At 65.3% G+C, this 25,647-nt stretch carries 38 protein-coding genes; 36 read left to right on the top strand and 2 right to left on the bottom strand.

The window, feature by feature from the left end:
- The first annotated feature begins 264 nt into the window (after positions 1-264).
- From rpsJ to FB461_RS07870, 31 genes are all read left to right on the top strand, one after another.
- A complete protein-coding gene (rpsJ, locus tag FB461_RS08020; protein WP_142120553.1) occupies positions 265-573 on the top strand; it encodes a 30S ribosomal protein S10 in 309 nt (102 codons plus the stop codon).
- A 17-nt stretch (positions 574-590) separates the two neighbouring features.
- The gene (gene rplC, locus FB461_RS08015) at positions 591-1,250 is read left to right on the top strand and encodes a 50S ribosomal protein L3 (RefSeq protein ID WP_142120551.1); all 660 of its coding nucleotides are present in this window, start codon (positions 591-593) and stop codon (positions 1,248-1,250) included.
- 5 nt (positions 1,251-1,255) lie between these two features.
- The gene (rplD, locus tag FB461_RS08010; RefSeq protein WP_142120549.1) at positions 1,256-1,957 is read left to right on the top strand and encodes a 50S ribosomal protein L4; all 702 of its coding nucleotides are present in this window, start codon (positions 1,256-1,258) and stop codon (positions 1,955-1,957) included.
- Positions 1,954-2,256, top strand: coding sequence for a 50S ribosomal protein L23 (gene rplW, locus FB461_RS08005; RefSeq protein WP_142120547.1), 303 nt, complete (start codon positions 1,954-1,956; stop codon positions 2,254-2,256). The genes rplD and rplW overlap by 4 nt, the downstream gene beginning before the upstream one ends.
- A gap of 34 nt (positions 2,257-2,290) precedes the next feature.
- Positions 2,291-3,127: a 50S ribosomal protein L2 gene (gene rplB / locus FB461_RS08000; protein ID WP_142120545.1), complete on the top strand. Its 837-nt coding sequence runs from the start codon at positions 2,291-2,293 to the stop codon at positions 3,125-3,127.
- 15 nt (positions 3,128-3,142) lie between these two features.
- On the top strand, positions 3,143-3,424 hold the full coding sequence (gene rpsS / locus FB461_RS07995; protein ID WP_142112767.1) for a 30S ribosomal protein S19: 282 nt from the start codon (positions 3,143-3,145) through the stop codon (positions 3,422-3,424).
- The gene (rplV, locus tag FB461_RS07990; RefSeq protein WP_142120543.1) at positions 3,421-3,837 is read left to right on the top strand and encodes a 50S ribosomal protein L22; all 417 of its coding nucleotides are present in this window, start codon (positions 3,421-3,423) and stop codon (positions 3,835-3,837) included. Before rpsS ends, rplV begins: the two co-directional genes overlap by 4 nt.
- Positions 3,837-4,649 carry a 30S ribosomal protein S3 gene (gene rpsC, locus FB461_RS07985; protein WP_142120541.1) on the top strand — a complete coding sequence of 271 codons (813 nt, stop codon included), beginning with the start codon at positions 3,837-3,839 and terminating at the stop codon, positions 4,647-4,649. Before rplV ends, rpsC begins: the two co-directional genes overlap by 1 nt.
- A gap of 2 nt (positions 4,650-4,651) precedes the next feature.
- Positions 4,652-5,071 (top strand): 50S ribosomal protein L16, encoded by a 420-nt coding sequence (gene rplP, locus FB461_RS07980; protein WP_142120539.1) that lies wholly within the window; start codon positions 4,652-4,654, stop codon positions 5,069-5,071.
- On the top strand, positions 5,071-5,310 hold the full coding sequence (gene rpmC, locus FB461_RS07975; protein ID WP_142120537.1) for a 50S ribosomal protein L29: 240 nt from the start codon (positions 5,071-5,073) through the stop codon (positions 5,308-5,310). Before rplP ends, rpmC begins: the two co-directional genes overlap by 1 nt.
- A gap of 7 nt (positions 5,311-5,317) precedes the next feature.
- On the top strand, positions 5,318-5,593 hold the full coding sequence (gene rpsQ, locus FB461_RS07970) for a 30S ribosomal protein S17 (RefSeq protein ID WP_142120535.1): 276 nt from the start codon (positions 5,318-5,320) through the stop codon (positions 5,591-5,593).
- A 117-nt stretch (positions 5,594-5,710) separates the two neighbouring features.
- On the top strand, positions 5,711-6,079 hold the full coding sequence (rplN, locus tag FB461_RS07965) for a 50S ribosomal protein L14 (RefSeq protein WP_142120533.1): 369 nt from the start codon (positions 5,711-5,713) through the stop codon (positions 6,077-6,079).
- Between the two features lie 2 nt (positions 6,080-6,081).
- The gene (gene rplX, locus FB461_RS07960; RefSeq protein ID WP_142120531.1) at positions 6,082-6,423 is read left to right on the top strand and encodes a 50S ribosomal protein L24; all 342 of its coding nucleotides are present in this window, start codon (positions 6,082-6,084) and stop codon (positions 6,421-6,423) included.
- Positions 6,423-7,004, top strand: a complete 582-nt coding sequence (gene rplE / locus FB461_RS07955; RefSeq protein WP_142120529.1) for a 50S ribosomal protein L5 — start codon at positions 6,423-6,425, stop codon at positions 7,002-7,004. Before rplX ends, rplE begins: the two co-directional genes overlap by 1 nt.
- A 1-nt stretch (position 7,005) precedes the next feature.
- Positions 7,006-7,191 carry a type Z 30S ribosomal protein S14 gene (locus tag FB461_RS07950; protein ID WP_142120527.1) on the top strand — a complete coding sequence of 62 codons (186 nt, stop codon included), beginning with the start codon at positions 7,006-7,008 and terminating at the stop codon, positions 7,189-7,191.
- Between the two features lie 68 nt (positions 7,192-7,259).
- Positions 7,260-7,658, top strand: coding sequence for a 30S ribosomal protein S8 (gene rpsH / locus FB461_RS07945; RefSeq protein WP_142120525.1), 399 nt, complete (start codon positions 7,260-7,262; stop codon positions 7,656-7,658).
- Positions 7,659-7,679: 21 nt separating this feature from the next.
- On the top strand, positions 7,680-8,216 hold the full coding sequence (gene rplF / locus FB461_RS07940) for a 50S ribosomal protein L6 (RefSeq protein WP_142120523.1): 537 nt from the start codon (positions 7,680-7,682) through the stop codon (positions 8,214-8,216).
- Positions 8,216-8,587 (top strand): 50S ribosomal protein L18, encoded by a 372-nt coding sequence (gene rplR / locus FB461_RS07935; protein ID WP_142120521.1) that lies wholly within the window; start codon positions 8,216-8,218, stop codon positions 8,585-8,587. Before rplF ends, rplR begins: the two co-directional genes overlap by 1 nt.
- Before the next feature lie 46 nt (positions 8,588-8,633).
- Positions 8,634-9,305, top strand: coding sequence for a 30S ribosomal protein S5 (rpsE, locus tag FB461_RS07930; RefSeq protein ID WP_142120519.1), 672 nt, complete (start codon positions 8,634-8,636; stop codon positions 9,303-9,305).
- The gene (rpmD, locus tag FB461_RS07925; protein ID WP_142120908.1) at positions 9,305-9,487 is read left to right on the top strand and encodes a 50S ribosomal protein L30; all 183 of its coding nucleotides are present in this window, start codon (positions 9,305-9,307) and stop codon (positions 9,485-9,487) included. The genes rpsE and rpmD overlap by 1 nt, the downstream gene beginning before the upstream one ends.
- Positions 9,488-9,489: 2 nt before the next feature.
- Complete coding sequence (rplO, locus tag FB461_RS07920; RefSeq protein ID WP_142120517.1) at positions 9,490-9,963, top strand: 50S ribosomal protein L15; 474 nt, start codon at positions 9,490-9,492, stop codon at positions 9,961-9,963.
- Positions 9,964-10,195: 232 nt separating this feature from the next.
- A complete protein-coding gene (gene secY, locus FB461_RS07915; protein ID WP_142120515.1) occupies positions 10,196-11,491 on the top strand; it encodes a preprotein translocase subunit SecY in 1,296 nt (431 codons plus the stop codon).
- Complete coding sequence (locus tag FB461_RS07910; RefSeq protein WP_142120513.1) at positions 11,488-12,060, top strand: adenylate kinase; 573 nt, start codon at positions 11,488-11,490, stop codon at positions 12,058-12,060. Before secY ends, FB461_RS07910 begins: the two co-directional genes overlap by 4 nt.
- 11 nt (positions 12,061-12,071) lie before the next feature.
- Complete coding sequence (map, locus tag FB461_RS07905; protein ID WP_142120511.1) at positions 12,072-12,911, top strand: type I methionyl aminopeptidase; 840 nt, start codon at positions 12,072-12,074, stop codon at positions 12,909-12,911.
- A 311-nt stretch (positions 12,912-13,222) separates the two neighbouring features.
- Positions 13,223-13,444 carry a translation initiation factor IF-1 gene (gene infA / locus FB461_RS07900; protein WP_089395665.1) on the top strand — a complete coding sequence of 74 codons (222 nt, stop codon included), beginning with the start codon at positions 13,223-13,225 and terminating at the stop codon, positions 13,442-13,444.
- 86 nt (positions 13,445-13,530) lie between these two features.
- Positions 13,531-13,644, top strand: coding sequence for a 50S ribosomal protein L36 (gene rpmJ, locus FB461_RS07895; RefSeq protein ID WP_142120509.1), 114 nt, complete (start codon positions 13,531-13,533; stop codon positions 13,642-13,644).
- A 165-nt stretch (positions 13,645-13,809) separates the two neighbouring features.
- Positions 13,810-14,184, top strand: a complete 375-nt coding sequence (rpsM, locus tag FB461_RS07890; protein WP_142120507.1) for a 30S ribosomal protein S13 — start codon at positions 13,810-13,812, stop codon at positions 14,182-14,184.
- A 77-nt stretch (positions 14,185-14,261) separates the two neighbouring features.
- Complete coding sequence (rpsK, locus tag FB461_RS07885; RefSeq protein WP_142120505.1) at positions 14,262-14,663, top strand: 30S ribosomal protein S11; 402 nt, start codon at positions 14,262-14,264, stop codon at positions 14,661-14,663.
- Positions 14,664-14,791: 128 nt separating this feature from the next.
- Positions 14,792-15,805, top strand: coding sequence for a DNA-directed RNA polymerase subunit alpha (locus tag FB461_RS07880; protein ID WP_142120503.1), 1,014 nt, complete (start codon positions 14,792-14,794; stop codon positions 15,803-15,805).
- Between the two features lie 60 nt (positions 15,806-15,865).
- Positions 15,866-16,492, top strand: coding sequence for a 50S ribosomal protein L17 (rplQ, locus tag FB461_RS07875; protein WP_142120501.1), 627 nt, complete (start codon positions 15,866-15,868; stop codon positions 16,490-16,492).
- A gap of 137 nt (positions 16,493-16,629) precedes the next feature.
- Positions 16,630-18,924 (top strand): DUF6541 family protein, encoded by a 2,295-nt coding sequence (locus FB461_RS07870; protein WP_142120500.1) that lies wholly within the window; start codon positions 16,630-16,632, stop codon positions 18,922-18,924.
- A gap of 93 nt (positions 18,925-19,017) precedes the next feature.
- Here FB461_RS07870 and FB461_RS07865 read toward each other — a convergent pair whose 3' ends face one another.
- Positions 19,018-19,794, bottom strand: a complete 777-nt coding sequence (locus FB461_RS07865; protein WP_142120497.1) for an ROK family protein — start codon at positions 19,792-19,794, stop codon at positions 19,018-19,020.
- A 29-nt stretch (positions 19,795-19,823) separates the two neighbouring features.
- Between FB461_RS07865 and truA the strand changes: the two genes are divergently transcribed.
- On the top strand, positions 19,824-20,714 hold the full coding sequence (gene truA, locus FB461_RS07860; RefSeq protein WP_142120906.1) for a tRNA pseudouridine(38-40) synthase TruA: 891 nt from the start codon (positions 19,824-19,826) through the stop codon (positions 20,712-20,714).
- An 8-nt stretch (positions 20,715-20,722) separates the two neighbouring features.
- Here truA and FB461_RS07855 read toward each other — a convergent pair whose 3' ends face one another.
- Positions 20,723-21,121, bottom strand: a complete 399-nt coding sequence (locus tag FB461_RS07855; RefSeq protein ID WP_142120495.1) for a DUF5709 domain-containing protein — start codon at positions 21,119-21,121, stop codon at positions 20,723-20,725.
- An 85-nt stretch (positions 21,122-21,206) separates the two neighbouring features.
- Here FB461_RS07855 and trhO point away from each other — a divergent pair, with 85 nt between their 5' ends.
- From trhO to FB461_RS07835, 4 genes are all read left to right on the top strand, one after another.
- A complete protein-coding gene (gene trhO, locus FB461_RS07850; protein ID WP_142120493.1) occupies positions 21,207-22,133 on the top strand; it encodes an oxygen-dependent tRNA uridine(34) hydroxylase TrhO in 927 nt (308 codons plus the stop codon).
- Positions 22,134-22,361: 228 nt separating this feature from the next.
- On the top strand, positions 22,362-22,805 hold the full coding sequence (gene rplM, locus FB461_RS07845) for a 50S ribosomal protein L13 (RefSeq protein ID WP_142120491.1): 444 nt from the start codon (positions 22,362-22,364) through the stop codon (positions 22,803-22,805).
- A 56-nt stretch (positions 22,806-22,861) separates the two neighbouring features.
- Positions 22,862-23,347: a 30S ribosomal protein S9 gene (gene rpsI, locus FB461_RS07840; RefSeq protein WP_142120489.1), complete on the top strand. Its 486-nt coding sequence runs from the start codon at positions 22,862-22,864 to the stop codon at positions 23,345-23,347.
- 451 nt (positions 23,348-23,798) lie between these two features.
- Positions 23,799-25,478, top strand: coding sequence for a carboxypeptidase regulatory-like domain-containing protein (locus FB461_RS07835; RefSeq protein WP_211349852.1), 1,680 nt, complete (start codon positions 23,799-23,801; stop codon positions 25,476-25,478).
- Positions 25,479-25,647: the final 169 nt, after the last annotated feature.

Here is a 25,647-nt window from a genome sequence, read left to right as displayed (position 1 = left end):
GGCCCGGATCGAATCAGTGCTGGACCGTCGAGGAGTCATGTCTGAGTGACCTCCGGTCGCTGGAATCGTCAGTGTTGGACAGGTAGAGAGACGTTACGATTCCGTCAAGGCGCCAGCCGAGCTGGTCAGCCGCTTCGGAATCGCCACTCACAAACGACCTCCACGTCCCACCCGGGACAGCGCGAAGATGTGCCGCAACATGCGACACGCCCGAGTGCGGGGGTCGGACAGCAAGCGGTTCAAGAAAGAGAGTCTGACGACGCCATGGCGGGACAAAAGATCCGCATCCGGCTCAAGTCCTACGACCACGAGGTCATCGACAGCTCGGCGCGCAAGATCGTCGACACGGTGACCAACGCTGGTGCGACAGTTGTGGGCCCGGTGCCGTTGCCGACCGAAAAGAACGTGTTCGTGGTGATTCGGTCGCCGCACAAGTACAAGGACAGCCGTGAGCACTTTGAGATGCGCACGCACAAGCGGCTGATCGACATCATCGATCCCACGCCGAAGGCCGTCGACTCGCTGATGCGTCTCGACCTGCCTGCCGACGTGAACATCGAGATCAAGCTCTGAGGCGGGGAGGAGAAATCATGACTACCCACCAGAACGAGCGCCCAGTTACCGCGGTGCTCGCCACGAAGCTCGGCATGACCCAGGTCTGGGACGAGGCTGGCAAGCTGGTTCCCGTCACCGTCGTCGCTGTCGCCCCTAACGTCGTGACCCAGGTGCGCACCGCGGACGTCGATGGCTACGCCGCCGTCCAGGTTGCCACTGGGCAGATCGACCCGCGCAAGGTGACGAAGCCGCTCAAGGGCCACTTCGAGAAGGCCGGCGTTACGCCGCGCCGCCACGTGGCCGAGATCCGTACCCCGAACGCCGCCGAGTTCTCACTCGGTCAGGAGATCACCGCCGAGGCCTTCGAGGCCGGCATCCTGGTCGATGTTCAGGGCACGACCCGCGGTAAGGGATTCGCCGGTGTTATGAAGCGCCACGGCTTTGCCGGTGTGAGCGCCTCTCACGGTGCCCACCGCAACCACCGCAAGCCCGGTTCGATCGGCGCTTGCGCGACGCCAGGGCGGGTCTTCAAGGGTCTGCGCATGGCCGGCCGCATGGGCCACGAGACCCAGACCACCCAGAACCTCAAGGTGCACGCCGTGGACGCCGCCAAGGGCCTGCTGCTCGTCAAGGGCGCAATCCCCGGCCCCAAGGGCGGCATCGTCGTGGTTCGCAACGCCGTGAAGGGTGCGTGACATCAATGACTGACGCAACGCTCACGGTCGACATTCTCGACGCCAAGGGCAAGAAGGCCGGTAAGGCCGAGCTCCCCGCCGAGATCTTCGACGTGCAGACCAACATCCCGCTGATCCACCAGGTCGTCGTCGCGCAGCTCGCTGCCGCGCGCCAGGGAACCCACTCCACGAAGACTCGTGGTGAGGTCTCCGGTGGTGGCAAGAAGCCGTTCAAGCAGAAGGGCACCGGCCGCGCCCGCCAGGGTTCGACCCGCGCGCCGCAGTTCGCCGGTGGTGGCGTCGTCCACGGCCCGCAGCCTCGCGACTACAGCCAGCGCACCCCCAAGAAGATGAAGGCCGCCGCGCTTCGCGGAGCCCTCTCTGACCGGGCTCGTGCCGGCCGCGTACACGTGGTCAGCGGCTTCGGAATCGACGAGGCCCCCTCGACGAAGGCCGCGGTTTCCGTGCTCAAGCAGCTGTCCGAGCGCAAGAACGTGCTCGTGGTGCTGGAGCGCACGGACGATCTAGCGCTCAAGTCGCTGCGCAACGTTCCCGAGGTGCACCTGCTCGTCGCGGACCAGCTCAACACGTATGACGTCCTGATTTCGGACGATGTCGTCTTCACCAAGGGAGCCCTCGAGCAGTTCGTCGCCGGTCCGGCGACGGGTCGTGCGGCTACTGCGGTTGCCACGTCTTCCGAGGCAGAAGCTGAGGAGGCAGGCAAGTGACCGCCGTGCAGAAGAACTACCGCGAAATCCTGATCGCTCCGGTCGTCTCTGAGAAGAGCTACGGCCTGATCGACGAGGGCAAGTACACGTTTATCGTCGCACCTGACGCGAATAAGACCGAGATCAAGATCGCGGTCGAGAAGGTGTTCGATGTCAAGGTCGCCTCGGTCAACACGCTCAACCGCAAGGGCAAGACCCGGCGCACGAAGTTCGGTATTGGCAAGCGCAAGGACACCAAGCGCGCGATCGTTACCCTCGCTGAGGGCGACACGATCGACGTCTTCGGTGTCATTAACTGACGCGGGCCACGAAGGAGATTGAGGACAAACCCCCATGGGAATCCGTAAATACAAGCCGACTACGCCGGGCCGCCGTGGCTCCAGCGTCGCGGACTTCGCCGAGGTCACCCGGTCAACGCCGGAAAAGTCCCTGGTACGCCCGCTGACCAAGTCGGGTGGCCGTAACAACACCGGCCGCATCACGACCCGCCACAAGGGTGGCGGACACAAGCGCGCCTACCGCGTCATCGACTTCCGTCGTCATGACAAGGACGGCGTGCCCGCGAAGGTCGCTCACATCGAGTACGACCCCAACCGCACCGCACGCATCGCGCTGCTTCACTACGCGGACGGCGAGAAGCGCTACATCGTGGCGCCGAACAAGCTCCGTCAGGGTGACTTCGTCGAGGCCGGTCCTGCCGCGGACATCAAGCCCGGTAACAACCTGCCGCTGCGCAACATCCCCACGGGTACCGTTGTGCACGCGATAGAGCTCCGCCCCGGTGGCGGCGCCAAGATCGCCCGCTCCGCGGGTGCCTCGGTGCAGCTCGTCGCGAAGGATGGACCCTACGCCCAGCTGCGTATGCCGTCCGGCGAGATCCGCAACGTCGACGCGCGCTGCCGCGCCACCGTCGGTGAGGTCGGCAACGCCGAGCAGTCGAACATCAACTGGGGTAAGGCTGGTCGTAACCGCTGGAAGGGCAAGCGCCCGACCGTCCGCGGTGTCGCCATGAACCCGATCGACCACCCGCACGGTGGTGGTGAAGGTAAGACCTCCGGTGGTCGCCACCCGGTGAGCCCCTGGGGTAAGCCTGAGGGCCGTACCCGTCGCCCCGGCAAGCCGAGCGACAAGTTGATCGTCCGTCGCCGCCGGACTGGCAAGAAGCGCTGATAAGGAGCCTGACTAATGCCACGCAGCTTGAAGAAGGGCCCCTTCGTCGACGACCACCTGCAGAAGAAGGTGGACGCCCAGAACGATGCGGGTACCAAGAATGTCATTAAGACCTGGTCACGTCGGTCGGTCATCACTCCCGACTTCCTAGGTCACACGTTTGCCGTGCACGACGGCCGCAAGCACGTCCCGGTCTTCGTGACCGAGTCCATGGTCGGCCACAAGCTCGGTGAGTTTGCACCCACGCGCACCTTCAAGGGGCACGTGAAGGACGACAAGAAGGGGAGGCGGCGATGAGCGGCACTCCACGTAACAAGGAGAACCCCTCCGAGCGCCGGCTCAGCCTGCTCGGCGATTCCGATGGTGCCTTCGCTGTCGCGCGCTTCGTTCGCGTGACCCCGATGAAGGCCCGCCGCGTCGCCGACCTGGTTCGCGGCACCTCGGTGGAGCAGGCCATCACGACGCTGAAGTTCGCTCCGCAGGCCGCGGCAGCCGACGTGCTCAAGGTCGTGGAATCCGCAGCCGCCAACGCCACTGAGACCGAGAACCTCTCCCGTGAGAGCCTCGTCGTCTCGAAGGTGTTCGTGGACGAGGGGCCCACGTTCAAGCGCTTCCGGCCGCGTGCTCAGGGCCGCGCCGGACGCATCCTGAAGAGGACCAGCCACATCACCGTGGTTGTCACCCCGCGTGAAGAGAAGGGACGGGCCTGATGGGTCAGAAGGTAAACCCGCTCGGGTTCCGCCTGGGCATCACGACTGACCACCGTTCGCGGTGGTTCGCAGACAGCACCAAGCCGGGCCAGCGGTACCGCGACTACGTGAAGGAAGACGTAGCGATCCGCAAGCTCATGAGCACTGGTCTGGAGCGCGCCGGCATCTCCCGCGTGGAGATCGAGCGCACCCGCGACCGCGTCCGCATCGACATTCACACCGCCCGCCCGGGCATCGTGATCGGTCACCGCGGCGCCGAGGCTGACCGCCTGCGCGGTCAGCTCGAGAAGCTCACGGGCAAGCAGGTCCAGCTGAACATCCTCGAGGTGAAGAACCCCGAGATCGACGCTCAGCTGGTCGCTCAGGGGATCGCAGAGCAGCTCGCCAGCCGTGTCTCGTTCCGCCGCGCGATGCGCAAGGGCATGCAGTCCGCCCAGCGCGCCGGCGCCAAGGGTATCCGAGTCCAGTGCTCGGGCCGTCTTGGTGGCGCGGAAATGAGCCGTTCGGAGTTCTACCGTGAGGGTCGCGTTCCGCTGCACACGCTGCGCGCGAACATCGACTACGGCTTCTTCGAGGCGCGCACGACCTTCGGCCGTATCGGCGTCAAGGTCTGGATCTACAAGGGCGACCTCACCGAGAAGGAATGGGCTCGCGAGCAGGCTTCCCAGGGACCCCGCGCTGGTCGCGGCGGTCGTGGTGGACGCCCGGCGCGTGGCCCCCGTCGCGGTGACCGCGCGGCAGCTCCCGCGGCTGCTGAGGCACCGTCCGCTGGTGGCGACGCCGTGCAGGCATCTGCCGGTAAGGAGGCATGAGAATGCTGATTCCTCGCAAGGTTAAGTACCGCAAGCAGCACCACCCCAAGCGTTCCGGCGCTGCCAAGGGTGGTACCACGATCGAGTTCGGCCAGTACGGCATCCAGGCTCTCGAGCCCGCCTACGTGACGAACCGCCAGATCGAGGCTGCTCGTATCGCGATGACCCGCCACATCAAGCGTGGCGGTAAGGTCTGGATCAACATCTTCCCGGACCGTCCCCTGACCAAGAAGCCCGCCGAGACCCGCATGGGTTCCGGTAAGGGTTCCCCCGAGTGGTGGGTCGCCAACGTCAAGCCGGGCCGCATCGTCTTCGAGCTGGCCGGCGTCGACGAGGCTCTTGCCCGCGAGGCGATGCGCCGCGCGATCCACAAGCTCCCGATGAAGTGCCGTTTCGTGGTGCGCGAAGGTGGTGCGAACTGATGGCAGTAGGTTCCAAGGGGCTTGCCCCGTCCGACCTCGACGGTTTCACCGACGAGAAGCTCGTCGCTGAGCTGGACAACGCCAAGAAGGAGTTGTTCAACCTGCGCTTCCAGTCGGCCACAGGCCAGCTGGAGGACCACGGGCGACTGAAGGCTGTCAAGCGCGACATCGCCCGGATCTACACGATCCTGCGCGAGCGCGAGCTCGGCATCCGTACAGCACCGAGCGCGAGCAAGTGAGGCATTGATGAGCGAAAACAACGACACCCAGGTTCGCGCCAGTCGCAAGACGCGGCGCGGCTACGTGGTGAGCGACAAGATGGACAAGACCGTCGTGGTCGAGGTCGAGGACCGCGTAAAGCACGCGCTGTACGGTAAGGTTATTCGCCGTACGTCCAAGATCAAGGCGCACGACGAGGAGAACTCCGCAGGCATCGGTGACCTGGTGCTGATCATGGAGACGCGTCCGCTGTCAGCCACCAAGCGCTGGCGCCTCGTCGAGATCCTCGAAAAGGCCAAGTAAGAAGTCTCGCGTGGCCCGGCCCTGCACAATCACGGCCGGGCCACGCAAGCATGACATGTATCCGTTCGGCAAGGCTCGCACACTGCGAGAACCGGCACGACGACAGGAGTTCAACACATGATCCAGCAGGAGTCGCGACTGCGAGTCGCCGACAACACCGGTGCCAAGGAGATCCTTTGCATCCGTGTGCTCGGCGGTTCCGGCCGCCGCTACGCCGGTATCGGTGACGTAATCGTCGCCACCGTCAAGGACGCAATCCCTGGCGGTAACGTCAAGAAGGGCGAGGTCGTCAAGGCCGTCATCGTCCGCACTGTTAAGGAACGCCGTCGTCCCGACGGTTCCTACATCAAGTTCGATGAGAACGCAGCGGTCATCCTCAAGGGTGACGGCGAGCCTCGTGGAACCCGCATCTTCGGCCCCGTCGGTCGCGAACTTCGCGACAAGCGGTTCATGAAGATCATCTCGCTGGCGCCGGAGGTGCTCTGACCATGGCAAAGATCAAGAAGGGCGACCTGGTCGTCGTCATTGCCGGTTCCGACCGCACCAAGCAGGGCCGCGTGCTCGAGGTGCTCGTGGACTCCGACCGCGTGATCGTCGAGGGTATCAACCGCAAGACGAAGCACCGCAAGGTCGGCCAGACCCAGCGTGGAAGCCGCACCGGTGGCATCGAGACCATCGAGGCGCCGATCCACATCTCCAACGTGATGCTGGTTGACCCGGAGACCAAGAAGGGCACCCGAGTCGGCTACCGCACCGAGACTGTCGAGCGTGACGGTCGTTCCCGCGAGACGCGGGTCCGTGTTGCCAAGCGCTCTGGTAAGGACATCTGATGAGCACCGAAACCACCGTCGCCACGGCGCCGGCGCTGCCGCGCCTCAAGGAGAAGTACCGCGAGGAGATCATCGCGGGGCTTCGCGAAGAGTTCAAGCACGAGAACATCAACCAGGTCGCCGGTCTGTCGAAGATCGTCGTGAACATGGGTGTTGGGGACGCTGCCAAGGACTCGAAGCTGATCGAGGGCGCTATCCGCGACCTGACGATCATCACCGGCCAGAAGCCGCAGGTCACGCGTGCTCGCAAGTCGATCGCGCAGTTCAAGTTGCGCGAGGGCATGCCGATCGGCGCGCACGTCACGTTGCGTGGCGACCGCATGTGGGAGTTCCTGGACCGTCTGCTGTCGCTCGCGCTTCCGCGCATCCGCGACTTCCGCGGCCTGAGCGCCAAGCAGTTCGACGGCCACGGCAACTACACCTTCGGCCTGACCGAGCAGTCGATGTTCCACGAGATCGATCAGGACAAGATCGATCGCGTGCGCGGTATGGACATCACTCTCGTGACCACTGCCACCACTGATGATGAGGGCCGCTCGTTGCTGCGCCGGCTCGGCTTCCCCTTCAAGGAGACGAACTGATATGGCTAAGAAGGCCCTGATCAACAAGGCGGCTGCGAAGCCTAAGTTCGCAGTGCGTGCTTACACCCGGTGCCAGCGGTGCGGCCGTCCGCACTCGGTGTACCGCAAGTTCGGCCTGTGCCGCATTTGCTTGCGCGAGATGGCTCACCGCGGTGAGCTTCCCGGCATCAAGAAGAGCAGCTGGTAAACAACTACGTCGCAGGTCCGCCGGCTTATAGCCGGATGGATACCCCGACGAGGAAGGGCTAGAGCCCAATGACGATGACTGACCCCATCGCAGACATGCTGACGCGTCTGCGTAACGCCAACTCGGCACACCACGACGAGGTGACCATTCCCTACTCGAAGCTGAAGGCTCGCATCGCCGAGATCCTGAAGGCAGAGGGATACATCACCGGGTGGGACGTCGCCGACGCAAAGATTGGCAAGAACCTCACACTGTCCCTCAAGTACGGGCCGAACCGAGAGCGTTCGCTCGCCGGTATCAAGCGCGTCTCCAAGCCGGGTCTTCGCGTTTACGCGAAGTCCACTGGCCTGCCCAAGGTCCTGGGCGGTCTTGGCATCGCGATTCTGTCCACGTCCTCGGGTCTGCTTACTGACAAGCAGGCTCAGGCCAAGGGTGTTGGCGGGGAAGTCCTCGCCTACGTCTGGTGATTCGGAAAGGAATATCGAACCATGTCTCGAATCGGTAAGATCCCCGTTCCGGTCCCGGCCGGAGTGGACGTCAAGATCAACGGTGACCTCGTCACCATCAAGGGCCCCAAGGGCACTCTCGAGCACACCCTGCCCTCGCCCATCGCGGCGGAGCTGGAAGGCAGCGAGCTGAAGGTCGTTCGTCCGAACGACGAGACCCAGTCCCGTGCACTGCACGGCCTGACCCGGACGCTCCTCGCCAACATCATCGAGGGCGTTACCAACGGCTACGAGAAGAAGCTCGAGATCGTCGGCACGGGTTACCGTGTGACGGCCAAGGGCTCGGATCTCGAGTTCGCGCTCGGATTCTCGCACCCCGTCGTCGTGACGCCGCCCGCCGGCATCACCTTCGCCGTCGAGAGCCCCACCAAGTTCTCGGTTTCTGGTATCTCGAAGCAGCAGGTGGGCGAGGTAGCCGCCAACATCCGCAAGATCCGCAAGCCCGAGCCTTACAAGGGCAAGGGCGTGCGCTACGCGGGCGAGAACGTACGCCGCAAGGTCGGAAAGGCTGGTAAGTGATGGCTGTCGAGATCAAGGGCAAGGGCAAGAGCGTCGCACGTGCGCGTCGCCACTTGCGCCTGCGCAAGAAGATTACTGGCACCACCTCCCGGCCTCGCCTGGTCGTGACGCGCTCCACGCGCCACATCGTGGTGCAGGTCGTGGACGACACTGCCGGCCGCACCCTGGCGTCGGCTTCGACCCTCGAGGCGGACCTGCGCGCGCTGGACGGTGACAAGAGCGCCAAGGCCCGCAAGGTCGGCGAACTCGTCGCCAGCCGCGCCAAGGCCGCCGGGGTCGAGACCGTCGTGTTCGACCGCGGCGGAAACAAGTACCACGGTCGTGTGGCTGCTGTCGCAGAGGGTGCTCGCGAAGGCGGGCTGACACTGTGATCGACTACACCAACATTTCCGTAGCACTCGAGCAAAGGACTATCTGATGGCTGCTGGGCAGCAGGGTAACGCCGGCCGCAGTGCCGGAGATAACAACGAGCGCTCGAACGAGCGCCGCAATGACCGTCGCGGCGGTGGCCGTGGCGAGGGTCGCCGTGGCGACGCCGAGAAGAGCCAGTTCGTAGAGCGCGTTGTCACCATCAACCGCGTGTCCAAGGTCGTCAAGGGCGGTCGCCGCTTCAGCTTCTCGGCGCTGGTCGTCGTGGGCGATGGCGATGGCACCGTCGGCGTGGGCTACGGCAAGGCGAAGGAAGTTCCCGCCGCAATCGCGAAGGGCGTCGAAGAGGCGAAGAAGGCCTTCTTCCGCGTTCCGCGCATTCAGGGCACGATTCCTCACCCCGTACAGGGTGAGGCTGCCGCGGGTGTCGTGTTCCTCCGTCCGGCTCGCCCGGGTACCGGTGTTATCGCCGGTGGTCCGGTGCGTGCGGTGCTGGAGTGCGCAGGCATCCACGACGTGCTGAGCAAGTCGCTGGGCTCGTCCAACGCAATCAACATCGTTCACGCGACGGTTGAGGCGCTGCGTCTGCTCGAGCAGCCGGAGTCCGTGGCGGCACGCCGCGGCCTGCCGCTCGACCAGGTGGCGCCGGCCGCGCTGCTCCGTGCTCAGGCTGCGGGGCGCGCTGAGAAGGCCGCCGCTGCAGAGCAGGTAGGTGCATGATGGCGAAACTTAAAGTGACGCAGATCAAGTCAGGGATCGGTGGCAAGCAGTACCAGCGCGACACGCTGCGCAGCTTGGGCCTCAAGCGTATTGGGGACACCGTCGTGAAAGAGGACCGCCCCGAGTTCCGCGGCATGGTCCGGACGGTCGCGCACCTCGTGACCGTTGAGGAGGTCGACTGACCATGGCAGAGAAGAAGAAGGCTGAGGCACCCGTGAGCACTCTCAAGGTGCACCACCTGCGCCCGGCACCCGGCGCGAAGACCGCTAAGACCCGCGTGGGTCGTGGTGAGGCTTCGAAGGGTAAGACCGCCGGTCGTGGTACGAAGGGTACGAAGGCCCGCTACCAGGTTCCGCAGCGCTTCGAGGGTGGCCAGATGCCGCTTCACATGCGCCTGCCGAAGCTGCGCGGATTCAAGAACCCGTTCCGCACCGAGTACCAGGTCGTGAACCTGGACAAGCTGGGCGAGCTCTACCCCGAGGGTGGCACGGTTACCGTGGCCGGTCTCGTGGAAAAGGGCGCGGTTCGCAAGAACCAGCTCGTCAAGGTTCTCGGCACTGGCGAGCTCAGTGTCAAGCTTGACGTTGAGGTCGACGCGGTGTCCGCGTCGGCAAAGGACAAGATCCTTGCCGCAGGCGGCTCGGTAGCCGACAACTGAGTTGTATCGAAGTGAGGCCGGGCGGCCGTCAAGCCGCCCGGCCTCACTTCACACGAGCCAAGGCTCTTCAGTAACGCTGTTCGCCGTTCGGGAGTTTGTGCTGACGCAAGTTCCCCTGGAGCGACGGATACATGTAAGGTTCACAAGTGCCCTCGTAATTCGCGGCACTCGTAGTGACGCCGGCGCACGGCCGGCATCAAGATAACCCGCATTGCGGGTCCAGGAGGATTCGGTGCTCAGCGCATTCGCCCGGGCGTTTCGTACGCCCGACCTGAGACGAAAACTGTTGTTCACGATCGCCATCATGGCCCTCTACCGGGTCGGCTCGTTCGTGCCGTCCGCCGGAGTGGACTACCAGGCCGTTCGTGCGTGCGTCGAGACGGGACAGGCCAGCGACTTCATTGGTCTCGTCAACCTCTTCTCGGGTGGCGCGCTCATGCAGTTGTCGATCTTCGCGCTTGGAATCATGCCGTACATCACGGCCTCGATCATCGTGCAGTTGCTACGCGTGGTGATCCCGCGGTTCGAAACCCTGCACAAGGAGGGCCAGTCGGGCCAGGCGAAGCTGACGCAGTACACCCGCTACCTCACCATCGGCCTCGCCATCCTCCAGGCCACCACGTACACGACCATGGCGCGCACCGGCGTCCTGCTTGGCTGTGAGGGATCGGTGCTGTCCAACGACGGCATCATGAACCAGATCATCGTCATCTCGGCCATGACGGCCGGCACCGGCCTGATCATGTGGCTCGGTGAGATCATCACGGAGCGCGGCATCGGTAACGGCATGTCCCTGCTGATCTTCACCTCGATCGCTGCCACCCTCCCGACCGCCCTGTGGGGCGTGGCCGGTGGATCCGCTGGCATCGGCAAGTTCGTGATCATCATGGCCATCGCACTGCTGGTCGTCGTGGCGATCGTGTTCGTCGAGCAGTCGCAGCGTCGCATCCAGGTGCAGTACGCCAAGCGCATGGTGGGTCGACGCATGTACGGCGGCTCGAGCACCTACATCCCGATCAAGATCAACATGGCGAACGTGATCCCCGTGATCTTCGCCTCCTCCATCCTCGCTGTTCCCGGGCTGATCGGTCAGTTCTCGGGCAACCCGAACGCCGGCTGGGCCGCGTGGGTGCAGCAGAATATCACCGCCACGAGCTCGCCGCTCCACCTGGCGCTGTATACGCTGCTCATCATCTTCTTCACCTTCTTCTACGTCGCGATCACGTTCAACCCGACCGAGGTCGCCGACAACATGAAGAACTACGGCGGGTTCATTCCCGGTTACCGCGCGGGACGCCCCACGGCCGAGTACTTGCAGTACGTGATCACGCGCATCACCTCGGCTGGCTCGATCTACCTCGCGCTCGTCGCGCTGATCCCGACGATCGCTATGATCCAGCTCGGCGTGACGGCGAACATTCCGTTCGGTGGAACCTCGATCCTGATCCTCGTGGGCGTCGGCCTGGAGACCGTTAAGCAGATCGACGCGCAGCTCCAGCAGCGCCACTACGAGGGACTGCTTCGGTGACCTCGCGACTGCTAATCATGGGTCCGCAGGGCGCGGGCAAGGGCACGCAAGCGGCGCTCCTCGCCGAGCGGTTGCAGGTTCCTGCCATCTCGACCGGCGACATCTTCCGCGCCAACATCAAGGGCGAGACAGAGCTCGGCAAGCTCGCGCAGTCCTACACGGCGCGCGGCGAACTCGTCCCCGACTCCGTCACGAACGACATGGTGCGCAGCCGGCTGGCGCAGGACGATGCCAAGTCCGGTTTCATCCTGGACGGGTATCCGCGCAATGCCGCTCAGGTGGCCGCGCTGGACGAGATCCTCGCCGGGCTGGGCATCGAACTCGAGGCTGCGCTCGTGCTGACTGCCGACCGGGATGAGTTGCTCGCCAGAATTCAAAAGCGTGCCGAGATCGAGGGCCGTGAGGACGACACCGCTGAGGCGATCGCTCGGCGGCTCGACATCTACGACGAGCAGACCAAGCCGCTACTCGACGCGTACCGTTCCCGTGGCCTCCTGGTCGAGGTCGATGGCCTGGGGGCGATCGACGAGGTCGCGGAGCGCGTCGCGAGCGCGCTCGAAGCGAAGTAGGCGCTTCGTCGTTGTTCGGCCGCAGCCGGATCGAATACAAGACACGAGCCCAGCTCGCCTCGATGAGGCAGGCTGGGCTCGTTGTCGATGCGGCGCTGGACGAGGCCTGCGCCGCAGCCACGGTGGGCGTCACCACTGCGCGGTTGGACGAGGTCGTCCGCGCCGCGATCGAGGCCGCGGGAGCCCGCCCGGCGTTCCTCGGCTACGAAGGGTTCCCGGCTTCGGCATGCTTCTCCGTGAATGAGGAGATCATCCACGGCATTCCGAACGACCGGCCGCTACAGGACGGTGATGTGCTCTCGATCGATGCCGGGGCGATCGTCGACGGCTGGTACTCCGACTGCGCACGTACCGTGATAGTCGGCAATCCGAGCGCCGATGACACCGCGCTCGTCGCGGTGGCGCGGGATGCCATGTGGAACGCCATCGCCCAACTGGGGCCGGGTGTGCGGGTGGGCGTCGTGGGCGAAGCCGTCGAGCGGACCGTGGCGGAGCAGGGCGCGGCTGACGGCGCCGAGTATGGCATCGTCGAAGAGTTCGTGGGACATGGTGTGGGGTCCAGCCTCCACCAGGATCCAGACATCCCCAACTTCGCCACGAGACGGCGCGGAGCGCGCCTTCGGCCCGGTACCTGCGTGGCGATCGAACCCATGATCACAGTGGGTAGCGCGGAGATCGCCCTGTGCGAGGACGAGTGGACGGTCGTGACGCACTCGGGTCGGCGCGCCGCGCACTTCGAGCACACGGTAGCGATTCTCGACGGAGGAATCCTCGTACTCACCGCCAAGGACGGGGGAGCGGGGGAACTCGCCAAGCGAGGGATCCGCGTCGCCGAACTGGCTGCACCGTAGCGATGAATGTGTGTTTCGTCGCGTGCGGGCTTTCGTGCGGATGACGGCCCCGTGAGGACAGCATCCGCATGGCGGAGCAGCGAACGATGATGGAAGCCCTCCGCCGAGCGGCGAGCGAACATGGAACCGAGCTGCCTCACTGAGGAAACTGGCGAAACGCGGGGATTCTGCGGTATGCTAGTCCGTCGGGTGTGTGTACACTCATGCCCTCGTGCGCGAGGCAGATCCGGTGAACCGCTGGCATTCGTGCCAGGGGACGCCCACCCACCATGCGTCGCAAGACGCGAAGCCACGAACAGTTAGCGGAGGATATGGCGAAAAAGGACGGTGCAATCGAGGTCGAGGGCTCGGTCGTCGAGGCATTGCCGAACGCAATGTTTCGCGTAGAGCTCGCCAACGGGCACAAGGTTCTCGCACACATCTCCGGAAAGATGCGGCAGCACTACATTCGCATCCTCCCGGAGGACAGGGTCGTCGTGGAGCTCAGCCCCTACGACCTCACGCGTGGACGAATCGTCTACCGCTACAAGTAGGACCTCCCCGGCCGACGGCCAGGGATTCCAGGGAAACTACGACGCCGGCAGGCACGTCTCGTGCTGCGCCGGTACAAGGAATCACGATGAAGGTTAACCCCAGCGTCAAGAAGATCTGTGACAAGTGCCGCGTCATCCGCCGGCACGGCAACGTCATGGTCATCTGCGAGAACCCTCGTCACAAGCAGCGCCAGGGCTAGTTCCCGGCTGTAGGTGATCTAGGTTCACCGAAGTACAACGCACCGCCAGCGTCAGCCCGCGAAAGGGCTCGATGCGCTACCCCCGGTCCGGAGGCCGGGGCTCGCAAATCCGCGAGAGGCGATGTGGAAGACCTCCGGAAGGGTAGTTAAGGAAACCACCTGCTCATGGCACGTCTTATCGGAGTTGATCTCCCGCGCGACAAGCGCGTCGAGGTCGCACTCACGTACATCTTCGGTGTTGGGCGCACGCGCGCTCAGCAGACCCTCGCCGCGACGGGCATCAGCCCCGACGTCCGCGTGAAGGATCTGACCGACACCGACCTCGTCACCCTGCGTGATTACCTCGAGGGCAACTACAAGCTTGAAGGTGACCTCCGCCGCGAGGTCGCTGCAGACATCCGCCGCAAGGTTGAGATCGGCTGCTACGAAGGCCTTCGTCACCGCCGCGGTCTACCCGTGCGTGGACAGCGCACCAAGACCAACGCGCGCACCCGTAAGGGCCCGAAGCGCACCGTTGCGGGCAAGAAGAAGGCCCGCTGATTCATTCAGCAATCCGGTGCTAGCCGCCTAAGCGCGCACCGGTTCGACGATCTCAACTTTAGGAGTAGGACCACCACATGCCTCCCAAGACTCGCGGCGCAGTCCGCAAGCCCCGTCGCAGGGACAAGAAGAACGTACCGCTCGGGCAAGCCCACATTAAGAGCACCTTCAACAACACGATCGTGTCGATCACTGACCCGTCCGGCGCGGTTATCGCCTGGGCGTCGTCCGGCCAGGTCGGCTTCAAGGGTTCGCGTAAGTCGACCCCGTTCGCCGCTCAGCTCGCGGCTGAGGCCGCTGCCCGCCGCGCGCAGGAGCACGGCGTGAAGAAGGTCGACGTGTTCGTCAAGGGCCCCGGTTCCGGTCGCGAGACCGCGATCCGCTCGCTGACCGCAGCGGGCCTCGAGGTCGGCACCATCCAGGATGTCACCCCGCAGGCTCACAACGGCTGCCGCCCGCCGAAGCGTCGCCGCGTCTGATCTTTCCTCAAGCGGTGGCGCGGCTCTCGCCGTGCCACCGCCATCCCGGACAATCGGCAGTCGGCCGCGAGTCCGCCAGTCCGCGAAGCGTCATATAGCGGTCGCTTCAAGCGAAAGGAACACCACCAGTGCTTATCGCACAGCGCCCAACCCTGACCGAAGAGAAGCTCTCGGAGACGCGTTCGCGCTTCACCATCGAGCCGCTCGAGCCGGGTTTTGGTTACACGATCGGTAACTCCCTGCGTCGTACCCTGCTGTCTTCCATTCCGGGAGCTGCCGTCACGTCCATCCGTCTGGACTCGGTCCAGCACGAGTTCGAGACGATTCCGGGTGTCAAGGAAGACGTCACCGAGCTGATCCTCAACATCAAGAAGCTCGTCGTGTCCTCGGACAACGACGAGCCCGTCGTGATGTACCTGCGCAAGCCGGGACCGGGAATCGTGACCGCAGCAGACATCCTGCCCCCGTCGGGTGTCGAGATCCACAACCCGGATCTGCACCTCGCTACCCTGAACGAGAAGGGCAAGATCGAGATCGAGCTGACGGTCGAGCGCGGCCGCGGCTACGTGTCCGCCCAGCAGAACAAGCTGCCCGACGCGGAGCTCAGCCGTATCCCGGTTGACTCGATCTACTCGCCGGTTCTCAAGGTCAGCTACGCCGTCGAGGCGACTCGTGTCGAGCAGCGTACCGACTTCGACAAGCTCGTCGTCGACGTCGAGACGAAGCCGGCGATCACGCCGGCCGACGCTCTGGCCTCCGCGGGCAAGACACTGGTGGAGCTCTTCGGCCTGGCCCGCGAGCTGAACGTCGAGGCCGAGGGCATCGAGATCGGCCCGTCGCCGACGGATGCGGAACTCGCGGCGGACCTGGCGCTGCCGATCGAGGAACTCGACCTGACGATTCGTTCGTACAACTGCCTCAAGCGTGAGGGCATCCACACCGTGGGTGAACTCGTTGCGCGCAGCGAGGCGGATCTGCTCGACATCCGCAACTTCGGTGCGAAGTCGATCGACGAGGTCAAGAAGAAGCTGCACGGCCTGGGACTCGGTCTCAAGGACTCGCCGCTCGACTTCACCCCCGTTGCCGACGAGGACTACGAGGACGAGGCCGGCGACGACCTCGAAGACGTCGAGTACAACTGACTTTCCCTTCGGTCCTCGTCCGCGTGAGGACGAGGCCGGCCATCCAAGGAGTAACCAACAATGCCTACCCCAACCAAGGGACCCCGCCTGGGCGGCGGCAGCGCACACGAGCGTGCCATCCTCGCCAACCTGGCCTCGAACCTGTTCGAGCACGGCCGCATCACCACCACGGTGACGCGTGCGAAGCGCCTGCAGCCGCTGGCTGAGCGCCTCATCACGAAGGCCAAGCGCGGCGACCTGCACGCCCGCCGTCAGGTGTCCGCGGTCATCCGCAACAAGACGCCGCGCCGCTGGGACGGAGAGGGCGACGCCTACACGATCGTCCACCGCCTCTTCACCGAGATCGCCCCGCAGTTCGCGGAGCGCAACGGTGGCTACACGCGTATCACCAAGATCGGCAACCGCAAGGGCGACAACGCGCCCCTCGCCGTGATCGAGTTGGTGACCGAGCCGCTGAGCCCCAAGAAGGCCGTGGTTCGCGAGGCCGAGGGTGCCGCCAAGCGCGGAGCCAAGGAGAAGGCCGCCAAGGACGAGGCCGCCGAGCAGACCGAGGGTAAGACCCCCACTGCCGAGGCTCCGGCCGAGGGCGCGGAGAACCCCGGCGACGACGAGGCGAAGATCGAATCGGCCGAGGCTCCCGCAGAGGGCGCTGACGACGAGACGGCCGAGGAGTCGGACGCCAAGTGATCCGCCCGCGGCCGATTGGTCGCTAGCGCTATTGCAGACGAAGATGGTCCAGGGCCTTGTGCCCTGGACCATCTTCGTCTTTCAGCCAGTCCTCGCGAACCCGTCGCGCCGGAGCCGAGTCACCTAGGGAGGTCGTCGTGCGCGTGCTCATAGATTCGCTGCCCGCTGCGATCGCCTTGGCGACCGCGGTGTGGCTGGTCCCCGGCTGGTCTGTACTGCGGGTCGCGGGGGTCCGCGGACTGGCCGCGTGGGCACTCGCGCCGGGACTGACGGCGGGCGTCGCGGCGTGTGCCACGCTGCTGTTTGGCCGCGTCGGCCTGGGCTGGCAGGCGTCCGGCGCGCTAGTGGTGTGGCTGGTTGCGCTGGCCGTCGCGGGCATCGTCGGGTTCGCCGGCCGCCACCGCATGGCGAAGGAGCGCTCTGCCGCGCGAACGGCGAACGAGCGCTCCGACTCGCGCTTGGCGAACGAGCGCTCCGCCGGGCGCTTGGCGAAGGAGCGCTCTGCTGCGCGCATGGCGAAGGGGCCGGGACGCCCCCTGAACGCGATCCAAACACGCCTCGCACTGGCGGGTGCTGCCATAGCCGGCGCGCTCGTACTGGCCGCAACCGTGCTGGGCATGCCCGACGGCGGCGCGCCGCTGCAGGTGCGCGACGCGTTCGTCCACCTGAACGCGATAGCCGAGATCCGATTGACGGGCAATGCCTCCATGTTCGGGGGCATCGACGCGGTTGTGTCACACACCGGGGCCGATTCCTTCTACCCGACGACCTGGCATGCGATTGCTGCACTGATGCCGCAGTCCCAGGTCGGGCTGGCCGCGAACGGTGCGATGCTCGCCGTCATGCTCGTGATCTGGCCGGTCTCGATGGCGTACCTGACGCGGTGCGTATTCCCGGCCCGCCCGGAACTGATGCCCATCGTCGTGGCGCTGAGCGGCGCGCTGTCCTTCTTCCCGTTCACGCAATCCGTGCTGAGTGCACAGTGGCCGAACGCATTGGGGACGGCACTGCTGCCAGTGGCGCTCGGTGCAACGGTGGTTTGGCTACGCGATCCGCGGCGGCTCGCGAACTGGACCGTACTCGGTATTGCGGTGGCCGGCGCGGTTGCGGCCCACCCGAACACGGCCTTCTCGTGGCTCGCGCTCGCCCTTCCCGCCCTAACGATCAGCGCATGGCGGACGGTCAGCGGGCTGGGCATCCCAGGACAGGATGCCGACCCGCGGACGGCACGAACCGCCGGGCCGTGGGAGGCGGCAATGCGGCGGACACGTCCGTGGCTCGTCCTCGTCGTTCTGATCGCGATGCTGGGGGGCCTAGTCCGGTTCACCCCGCTCTGGAACATCCTCGCCGGCGTCATGGGATACCACCAGACGATCGCGACGCGTTCCTACCCGTTCACCGTGGGTCGCCTGCTTGCGGATATGGCACTTTGGCCGGTGCCCGCAAACGTGATCGTCTCGGCCGCGGTCATCTGGGGCGCCGTGGTGCTGCTGCGTAAGCGGCAGGCACGCTACATCGTCGCCGCGTGGTGCCTGACGATCGTCCTCGCCGCGCTAGCCGGGGGTCCGGAGAACGCCCTGCGCGGCGTGACCGGATTCTGGTACAAGCATGTATTCCGCCTGGAGGCGCTATATCCGATCACCGCGCTGTTGCTCGCCGCCGTCGGCATCTGGGCGGCGGCTAACTGGCTCGCCACTCGAGTTCAGCATGGCGGTGGTGGTGTTGGGGCTGGCCGCGACTCGCCCGGTTACGCGGGGGGCGGGGAGGATGGGGCCAACGGTGGAGCCGGCGCCGTCTCGCCCGGTTTCGCGGAAGGTGGAGCCGGGACCGCAGATGCGGCCACGCCCGGCTCGCCGCTCGCGGCCGATGCGGCGGCAGTGCCCGCCGCCCGTGAGGTGAATGTCGCGCGTCTGGCAGGCGCTCTCACGCTGGCTGCCCTCGTGGTCATGGCGGCCTGCCTGGTTCCGGGTATGGCGAGGCGATCGGCGGGCGTCTACGGCCCGGTAGCGCTCGCGGCTCGCGGCGCCCTGATCGTGGACACCGACGATCGCCTGATGCTTCGCGACATCGCGGACCTGATCCCCGCGGGTGCCGTGGTCATCGCCGATCCCGCCTCCGGTGGCGTGCTCCTGACCAGCTTCGGGGGAGTAGCGGCCGTCTTTCAGCGCACGTCCCTCGACGGGCTGGGTGAGGACCAGCGGGTGCTGGCCCAGCACTTCTCCCGGCTCGCCACCGACCCGGCAGTGTGCACGGCGATCGCCGATCTGGGCGTACGCTACGCCTACCTGGATGAGGATCTCCTGCCTGGGGGCTCGCGCCACGATCAGGCCACCGCGGGCTTCGCCGACGTCGATGTGGCTGCTCCCGGCGCGTTCGAAGCGATCGCCACGCGAGGTTCGGTCACCCTGTACCGGCTCACCGCCTGCGACTGACGCCCCCACTTGTGATCGTCTGCGGGTGCCTCATTCGCGTGCGCGGGTTGCATGCCCGCACGCAAATGAAATGACCGCAGGCGATGAGGAGGACTAAGCGAAGTCGCCGGCCAAGGGCAACGACCAGGCGCGCGCCCCGCCAACCAGCGCGGCCGAATTCGGCACGATGACTATGTCTTCCCCCAGCCGGTCGAGCACCACCCGGGTGATGTTGCGCGAGTTGCCCCCGCCGAGATAGAGGCGATCCCACAGGAACACGGGGCGCAGGCCTTCTACGACGCGCAGGACGCGGCGCGACCACAGCGCATCGCCGAGTCGGCGCCGTTCGATCTCGCCGATGTACTCGTCGTAGATGTTTTGTCGCGTCACCGGCGCACGCGAAAGTTCCAGATGCGGCGCCAGGTGCCCGCCATGGAAGTGCGCGGAGCCGAGGCCCGTGCCGAAGGTGAGTACCAGTTCCAGGCCGGCCCCTGCTATCACTCCCGCAGCGTGCACCTCCGCGTCGTTCAGCACCATCACGGGCATCCGCAGGCGGGCACGCAGGGCCGCGGCCATGTCGAAGCCCGACCACAGCGCGCGGAGGTCCTCGTCCACCCTGGAGCGCGGGCCCGAGCGCGTGATGTAGTGCGGCGTGTGTATCACCACGCCATTGCGGATCATGCCCGGCAGTCCGATGGTCGCGCGGTGCGCATGAGGCAGCGCGTCTGCCAGGCTCGCGATCGTGTCCACCAGAAGTTGCGGCTCAAGGGGGTAGGGGGTTGGCACGCGAACGGGCGCGGCGTGCGCGGTCCCACGCGCATCGAGCACCCCCGCCTTGATGCCGCCGCCACCGCAGTCGACCGAGAGGGTGAGCGATTCGGATGTGACCATGGTTCAACACTACGTCGGTGCCGATTAGGCTGGATCGGGTGAGTGACGACCTGCGAGTGCGCCTCGACATCGCCTACCTGGGAACCGGATTCGCGGGCTGGGCGCGCCAGCCCGGGCTGCGAACCGTCGAGGGCCACCTGAGCGAAGGACTCGAGCGCATCCTGCGCCGCGCTGCGCGGGGGATGGCGCCCGTCACACTGACCGTGGCGGGCCGCACCGACGCGGGCGTTCACGCCCGCGGGCAGGTGGCGCACGTCGACATCGACGCCGACGCGTGGTCGCGGCTGCCGGGGCGAAGCGCCCGTTCCGAGCAGGATGCCCTGGTCGAGCGGCTGTCCGGTGTGCTGGACGACGATCTGGTGGTGACCTCGGCGCGGATCGCGCCCCCTGGATTCGATGCGCGCTTCTCCGCGCTCAGCCGCACCTACCGCTACCGCATCGCGGATGCCGCGGCGCTGCGCGATCCGCTACGCGCCCCGTGGACCCTTTGGCGGGGGCGCCCGCTCGACGTTGGGGCGATGGACGAGGCCACCGCCGCGCTCATCGGCCTGCGTGACTTCGCCGCGTTCTGCCGCCCCCGCGAAGGCGCGACGACCATCCGCGAACTGCAGTCGTTCTCCTGGACGAGGCCTACCGAAGGGCCCGACGCCGGGCTCGTAGTCGGGGAGATCACCTCGGACGCGTTCTGCCACAACATGGTGCGGGCTCTCGTCGGTTCTTCGCTGCTGATCGGCGAGGGCAAGCGCCCCACCTCCTGGCTGGCGGAGGTGCTCGCATCGCGCGATCGGTCACGCGCAGGCGCCGTCGCGGGGGCCCGCGGCCTCACCCTGGAGGCCGTCGCCTACCCGCCGGACGCAGAGCTCGCGGCGCGCGCCGACGCGATCCGGGCGCGGCGACTAGATGAGGAAGTCCTCGACTGAGCAATGACCTAGGCGGGGTCCTCGTCCGAGACGATGTGCACGGCGGCTTCCTCAGCGCTCGCGCCGCCGCCATCGATGCCTTCGTCAACGGCGAAGACGTCGTTCTCGCGTCCGTCCGCGGCGTCCGGGTCGTCGACGAGGCGGCCGGCGCGGTCCTCGTCGCCTGAGTCCGGCGTCTCCCACTCGTCCGGCTCCTCCTGGGCCAGTTCCCGCGAAATACCCAGACCATCCGCGTCCTGTTCTGGAGTGTCGTCGTAGAGGCCAGCGCGCGGGAAGTCGTTCGGCGAGTAGCCCTCGTCGAGTTTGTCCGCGAGGTGGGAACCGGTCAGGGTGTCCTCAACGGGCAACTGGTCACCGTCGGGCTCGGGATCGGAAAGGGGAAACGTGCTATCCGTGTTGCTGCTCATGAATCCATCGTGGCACTCACGGCGCGAATGCGCCGTCTGGCAGGTCACTGTCACGATGATGAGTTCGCCTCGTAACCTAGTAGTCATGGCAACGCACCGCATCATCCTGTTCTACGGCTTCACGCCCATAGCCGATCCGTTCGCGGTCAAATTGTGGCAGCGTGAGCTCGCCCAGCGGTGGAATCTGACCGGCCGCATCATCGTCGCCCCCACGGGAATCAACGCGACCCTCGGCGGGACTGTCGAGGCGCTCAAGCGGTATGTGAAATCGACCAAGGAGTATCCGGGGCTGGGCAAGATCGACGTGAAGTGGTCCGCCGGGACGGGCGATGACTTCCCGCGGTTGTCCGTCAAGCAGCGGCCAGAACTCGTTGCCTTCGGGGCCCCGGACGAGGTCTCCGTCACGACAGACGGCGTCGTCGGTGGGGGCAAACACCTGGCTCCGCAGGAGGTCAACGACCTCGTGGCAACTCGAGGCGAAGATGTCGTATTCTTCGACGGCCGCAACGCCTTCGAGGCGCAGACCGGGAGGTTCCGCGGGGCGATTGTTCCCGATGCGGCGACGACGCACGATTTCATCACGGAACTCGAATCGGGCAAGTACGACGACCTGAAGGGCAAGGCCGTGGTCACCTATTGCACCGGCGGCGTGCGCTGCGAGATCCTGTCAGTCCTCATGAAGAACCGCGGATTCGGTGAGGTCTATCAGATCGATGGCGGGATCGTTCGCTACGGCGAGGCGTTCGGCTCGACCGGGCTGTGGGAGGGTTCGCTCTACGTGTTCGATGGACGAGGCTCCCTGGAGTTCGATGCTGGTTCGACCTCGCTGGGCGCGTGCGAATTGTGCGCTGCCACGACGGATCGATTCTTGAACTGCGCGGATGCCGCGTGCACGACCCAGCGGCTAGCGTGCGAGGACTGCGTCCCAGGACAGGCCTTCTCGGACCGTTGCCCGGCATGCTCGACCGCGCGGGAGGCGTGGCTCCCCAGGACTGAAAAAACCTCTGTTTGACCAAACGGCGCGGCACGCGCTAGGATTGTTAGTCGTTGTGCTTGGCCTACGTGTGCCCGGCTTCGTGCGATCCAGATGTGCTCCCACTCGCGTCTAGAATCCACGACTCGCCAGTCCGCGAACGGTTCGGCAACGCCGGTACACCGGAAATAGCCCAAGCACCGACCACCCTCGCCACAGCAACCTCGCTGTTTGGCGCAGATTCGACCCGAAACGAAGGCTACGACCGTGCGTACGTACACCCCGAAGCCCGGCGACATCCAGCGTGACTGGTACGTCATCGATGCGACTGATGTCGTTCTCGGACGCCTGGCGTCCCAAGTGGCTACTCTGCTCCGTGGGAAGCACAAGCCCACTTTTGCCCCTCACGTTGACGGGGGCGACTTCGTCGTCATCATCAACGCCGACAAGGTGGCTCTTACCGGCAACAAGCGCGAGCAGAAGCTCGCCTACCGCCACTCCGGTTACCCGGGTGGTCTGCGTGCGGTGAAGTACGCCGACCTCCTTGCGAAGAACCCTGATCGGGCTGTCGAGAAGGCCGTCCGCGGCATGCTCCCGAAGACCACACTCGGCCGTCAGCAGCTCAGCAAACTCAAGGTGTACGCCGGTGGCGAGCACCCCCACGCTGCTCAGCAGCCCAAGCCCTTCGAGATCACTCAGGTCGCGCAGTAAGCGCACCGAGCGATCAACCGACCCGAATCAGAGCAAAGGACGCGAGGACACCTACCGTGGCCGAGACCAACGTCGAAAATGACACGCTGGAAGAGACCCCCAGCACCTACACCACCGAGACCCAGGCGCCTACCGGCCGTGGCCTGAGCGCAACTGCCCCCGCGCAGGCGCTTGGCCGCCGCAAGGAAGCAGTCGCTCGTGTCCGCATCGTCCCTGGCACCGGCCAGTGGAAGATCAATGGGCGCACACTTGAGGACTACTTCCCGAACAAGGTGCACCAGCAGATCGCTACGTCGCCCTTCACCGTCGTCGATGTCGAAGGGCGCTTTGACGTCATCGCTCGCATCAGTGGCGGCGGCATCTCGGGCCAGGCCGGCGCGCTGCGCCTCGGCATCGCCCGTGCCCTCAACGAGGTCGACCGTGAGAACAACCGCGCGACGCTCAAGAAGGCCGGATTCCTGACCCGCGACGCCCGTGCGGTGGAGCGCAAGAAGGCCGGTCTGAAGAAGGCCCGCAAGGCACCGCAGTACTCCAAGCGTTAATCAATGCTGGCGCACGCTGCTGCGCGCTAGTCCACAGAGCCCTGAGAATCCAATCGGATTTTCAGGGCTCTGCCTTTTCGTCGCCATTGTTACGCGGATCCGGGCGAGGCGCGGCATGCGAAATTCTCGTGCATTAGCGGATTTGGCTGGTGACTAGATCACGGTTAAATCAGCCATCGGAATTCCGGGATGCGCTGCTGCATCCGAGGTGAGTTTGAGAAAGACTTGCGCCCCCAGGGGGGTATATCAGTGCATGTCAATGCGGTTGCGGCGCATCGTGGGAGCGCGTAGCGTGTGATTAATGAACTCGGAATCCTTACGTCCCGCAAGCGCGACACGACCCGCTCCAGCATCGCGAAGTCGAGTGTTGCTGACTAGCCTTCTCGTCGCCGTTCTGGTTGCGTTCTCAAGCATGGTGGCGCCAGCGAGCAATGCATCCGCTGCATCGTCAGTGACGCTGAGGTTCCTATCCTCGGATGGCTATCCGGCTCCGGGCCTCAAGGTCAAGATCGGCAAGAAGACGGGCACGACATCGTTTGGGGGGGCGGTGAAGTTCGCCGGGCTGAAAGCTGGCAAGCAACGCGTCACCCTGGTCCTGAAGCGGCCCGGCGACGATGCCGAGACCCGCACGTTCACCAAGCGGGTGAGCGTCACCTTGCAGCCAGGGGCGAACGGCACGAAGAGCGTCAGGGTGAGTGACTTCGTCGTGGTTCGCGGTGTGGTTCGCGATAGCAAGGGTAAACCCTTGCGAGGGCAAACGGTGACCCTGGTGGAGGGCGACAGCGGATCCACGACCGGGCGCACGAACTCGCGAGGAGCATACTCGTTGCTCTATGCCATCACGGCAGATAAGACGGCGGAATACCTGGTCACGGTCGCGGTCGAGGTTGAGAAAAACGTGACCGCGTTCGCTCCTGCCACTATCCGCGAAACGAGCGCCCGCAGGTATTCAGCCGGGCGAGCCAAGAGCACACGCGTCAACGTGACTGTGCCCAAGCTGGCATCAGGCGGCGTCACGGGCAAGGTGGTGGCCGCCGACGGCACCCCCGTGAAGAACGCTGTCGTGGGCATCGAGCTCAGCACCACGGCGGGAACCGAGCTGGCGCAGGTCGTCTACACGAAAAAAGACGGGACTTACCACGCGCGGCACCTGATTCCTGGCAAGTACACGATTTCCATCCACGCCAAGAAATCAATCGCCCAACCCAAGGAGATTACGGTCAAGAAGAAGAGCGTCAAAGCTGGCACACACAGGATTCTGGGTACGGGCACCCTGGTGGCAACCATCACGACCGCTGGCGCATCCGACCCGGTATCGACGCTGCTGGAATCCGACCCGGACTGGCTCACCCTCGGCTGGATACAGAGCGAGACCGTTGCCGCCTCGAACTCGCCCGAGAACGTGCAGCACACTGTTACCTACACGAACGTTCCGGCGGGCAAGTACAGAGTTCGCATCAACCGGCCCTCCGGTCCGGTGGGAGAGTGGGTCACCGTCTTGGCAGGCGAGTCGACTAACGCCGGAGCGCTCGTCCAACCCCCTCAGCCGGCCACGACGACGCTGACCGGCACCGTCAAACTCAGCGACGGCAAGGCCACGCAAGCAAACGTTCAGGTGTATGACGCCGACGGCACGCTAATCAGCGCCTACTCCAACAAGTCGAACGCCACAACCGGCAAATTCGAGGTCAAGCGCGCCCACCTCGACGGTACCTACTTCGTCGTGGCAACGAAGAGCCAGAAGGTCAAGATCAATGGCAAGAAGACATTCGTTGCCCAGCAGGGCAGTTCGACCGTGACACTGACCAACGGGACCGTCACGCCGGTCGTGGACATCACGCTGGCACCCGCCGCGAAGGTCACGGTCCGTACCGTTGCGGGCGGCAAGGCCGTCGACGGAGTGCGAGTCGATCTTGTCAGGCTCGATGATGTGGGTCCGTTCGCTCGGGACAGCGTGACAACGAGCTACCCCTGGAGGTCGAACAAGTCGGTTTTCAGGCACGTGTCACCCGGCGTGAAGTACCGACTCCGCTATGTGGATCCCGACGTCACGGGAATCAAGTGGATCGGGCCGACTTTCACTCTCAAGGCGGGGCAGAACAAGACCGTGACTGCGAAAGTTCAGCGATAGCCTTCGATACCGGCCGTCACAGTTGTGATCATTGCGTGTCGATTTCGGTGTAGCGCTGGCCCGAGGCGGATGTGCGGCGTAGTGTCCAAAACAGGCCCCTCGTGGGGCACAGAAATCTCACAGGAGGACAACTGTCCATGAATGGTCATGCCAACACTCGAGTGCGTCG

The organism is Rarobacter faecitabidus (assembly GCF_006716265.1).
GTDB classification, from domain to species: Bacteria; Actinomycetota; Actinomycetes; order Actinomycetales; family Cellulomonadaceae; genus Rarobacter; species Rarobacter faecitabidus.
The sequence above is the reverse complement of the archived record's forward strand: the minus strand, read 5'-3'. Positions and strand labels throughout refer to the sequence as shown.

Bases quoted from the DNA above. Each gene is read 5' to 3' on its own strand.
- rpsJ (WP_142120553.1), top strand. From the start codon at position 265: ATGGCGGGACAAAAGATCCGCATCCGGCTCAAGTCCTACGACCACGAG.
- rplC (WP_142120551.1), top strand. From the start codon at position 591: ATGACTACCCACCAGAACGAGCGCCCAGTTACCGCGGTGCTCGCCACG.
- rplD (WP_142120549.1), top strand. From the start codon at position 1,256: ATGACTGACGCAACGCTCACGGTCGACATTCTCGACGCCAAGGGCAAG.
- rplB (WP_142120545.1), top strand. From the start codon at position 2,291: ATGGGAATCCGTAAATACAAGCCGACTACGCCGGGCCGCCGTGGCTCC.
- rpsS (WP_142112767.1), top strand. From the start codon at position 3,143: ATGCCACGCAGCTTGAAGAAGGGCCCCTTCGTCGACGACCACCTGCAG.
- rplV (WP_142120543.1), top strand. From the start codon at position 3,421: ATGAGCGGCACTCCACGTAACAAGGAGAACCCCTCCGAGCGCCGGCTC.
- rpsC (WP_142120541.1), top strand. From the start codon at position 3,837: ATGGGTCAGAAGGTAAACCCGCTCGGGTTCCGCCTGGGCATCACGACT.
- rplP (WP_142120539.1), top strand. From the start codon at position 4,652: ATGCTGATTCCTCGCAAGGTTAAGTACCGCAAGCAGCACCACCCCAAG.
- rpmC (WP_142120537.1), top strand. From the start codon at position 5,071: ATGGCAGTAGGTTCCAAGGGGCTTGCCCCGTCCGACCTCGACGGTTTC.
- rpsQ (WP_142120535.1), top strand. From the start codon at position 5,318: ATGAGCGAAAACAACGACACCCAGGTTCGCGCCAGTCGCAAGACGCGG.
- rplN (WP_142120533.1), top strand. From the start codon at position 5,711: ATGATCCAGCAGGAGTCGCGACTGCGAGTCGCCGACAACACCGGTGCC.
- rplX (WP_142120531.1), top strand. From the start codon at position 6,082: ATGGCAAAGATCAAGAAGGGCGACCTGGTCGTCGTCATTGCCGGTTCC.
- rplE (WP_142120529.1), top strand. From the start codon at position 6,423: ATGAGCACCGAAACCACCGTCGCCACGGCGCCGGCGCTGCCGCGCCTC.
- FB461_RS07950 (WP_142120527.1), top strand. From the start codon at position 7,006: ATGGCTAAGAAGGCCCTGATCAACAAGGCGGCTGCGAAGCCTAAGTTC.
- rpsH (WP_142120525.1), top strand. From the start codon at position 7,260: ATGACGATGACTGACCCCATCGCAGACATGCTGACGCGTCTGCGTAAC.
- rplF (WP_142120523.1), top strand. From the start codon at position 7,680: ATGTCTCGAATCGGTAAGATCCCCGTTCCGGTCCCGGCCGGAGTGGAC.
- rplR (WP_142120521.1), top strand. From the start codon at position 8,216: ATGGCTGTCGAGATCAAGGGCAAGGGCAAGAGCGTCGCACGTGCGCGT.
- rpsE (WP_142120519.1), top strand. From the start codon at position 8,634: ATGGCTGCTGGGCAGCAGGGTAACGCCGGCCGCAGTGCCGGAGATAAC.
- rpmD (WP_142120908.1), top strand. From the start codon at position 9,305: ATGGCGAAACTTAAAGTGACGCAGATCAAGTCAGGGATCGGTGGCAAG.
- rplO (WP_142120517.1), top strand. From the start codon at position 9,490: ATGGCAGAGAAGAAGAAGGCTGAGGCACCCGTGAGCACTCTCAAGGTG.
- infA (WP_089395665.1), top strand. From the start codon at position 13,223: ATGGCGAAAAAGGACGGTGCAATCGAGGTCGAGGGCTCGGTCGTCGAG.
- rpmJ (WP_142120509.1), top strand. From the start codon at position 13,531: ATGAAGGTTAACCCCAGCGTCAAGAAGATCTGTGACAAGTGCCGCGTC.
- rpsM (WP_142120507.1), top strand. From the start codon at position 13,810: ATGGCACGTCTTATCGGAGTTGATCTCCCGCGCGACAAGCGCGTCGAG.
- rpsK (WP_142120505.1), top strand. From the start codon at position 14,262: ATGCCTCCCAAGACTCGCGGCGCAGTCCGCAAGCCCCGTCGCAGGGAC.
- rplQ (WP_142120501.1), top strand. From the start codon at position 15,866: ATGCCTACCCCAACCAAGGGACCCCGCCTGGGCGGCGGCAGCGCACAC.
- FB461_RS07865 (WP_142120497.1), bottom strand. From the start codon at position 19,794: ATGGTCACATCCGAATCGCTCACCCTCTCGGTCGACTGCGGTGGCGGC.
- FB461_RS07855 (WP_142120495.1), bottom strand. From the start codon at position 21,121: ATGAGCAGCAACACGGATAGCACGTTTCCCCTTTCCGATCCCGAGCCC.
- trhO (WP_142120493.1), top strand. From the start codon at position 21,207: ATGGCAACGCACCGCATCATCCTGTTCTACGGCTTCACGCCCATAGCC.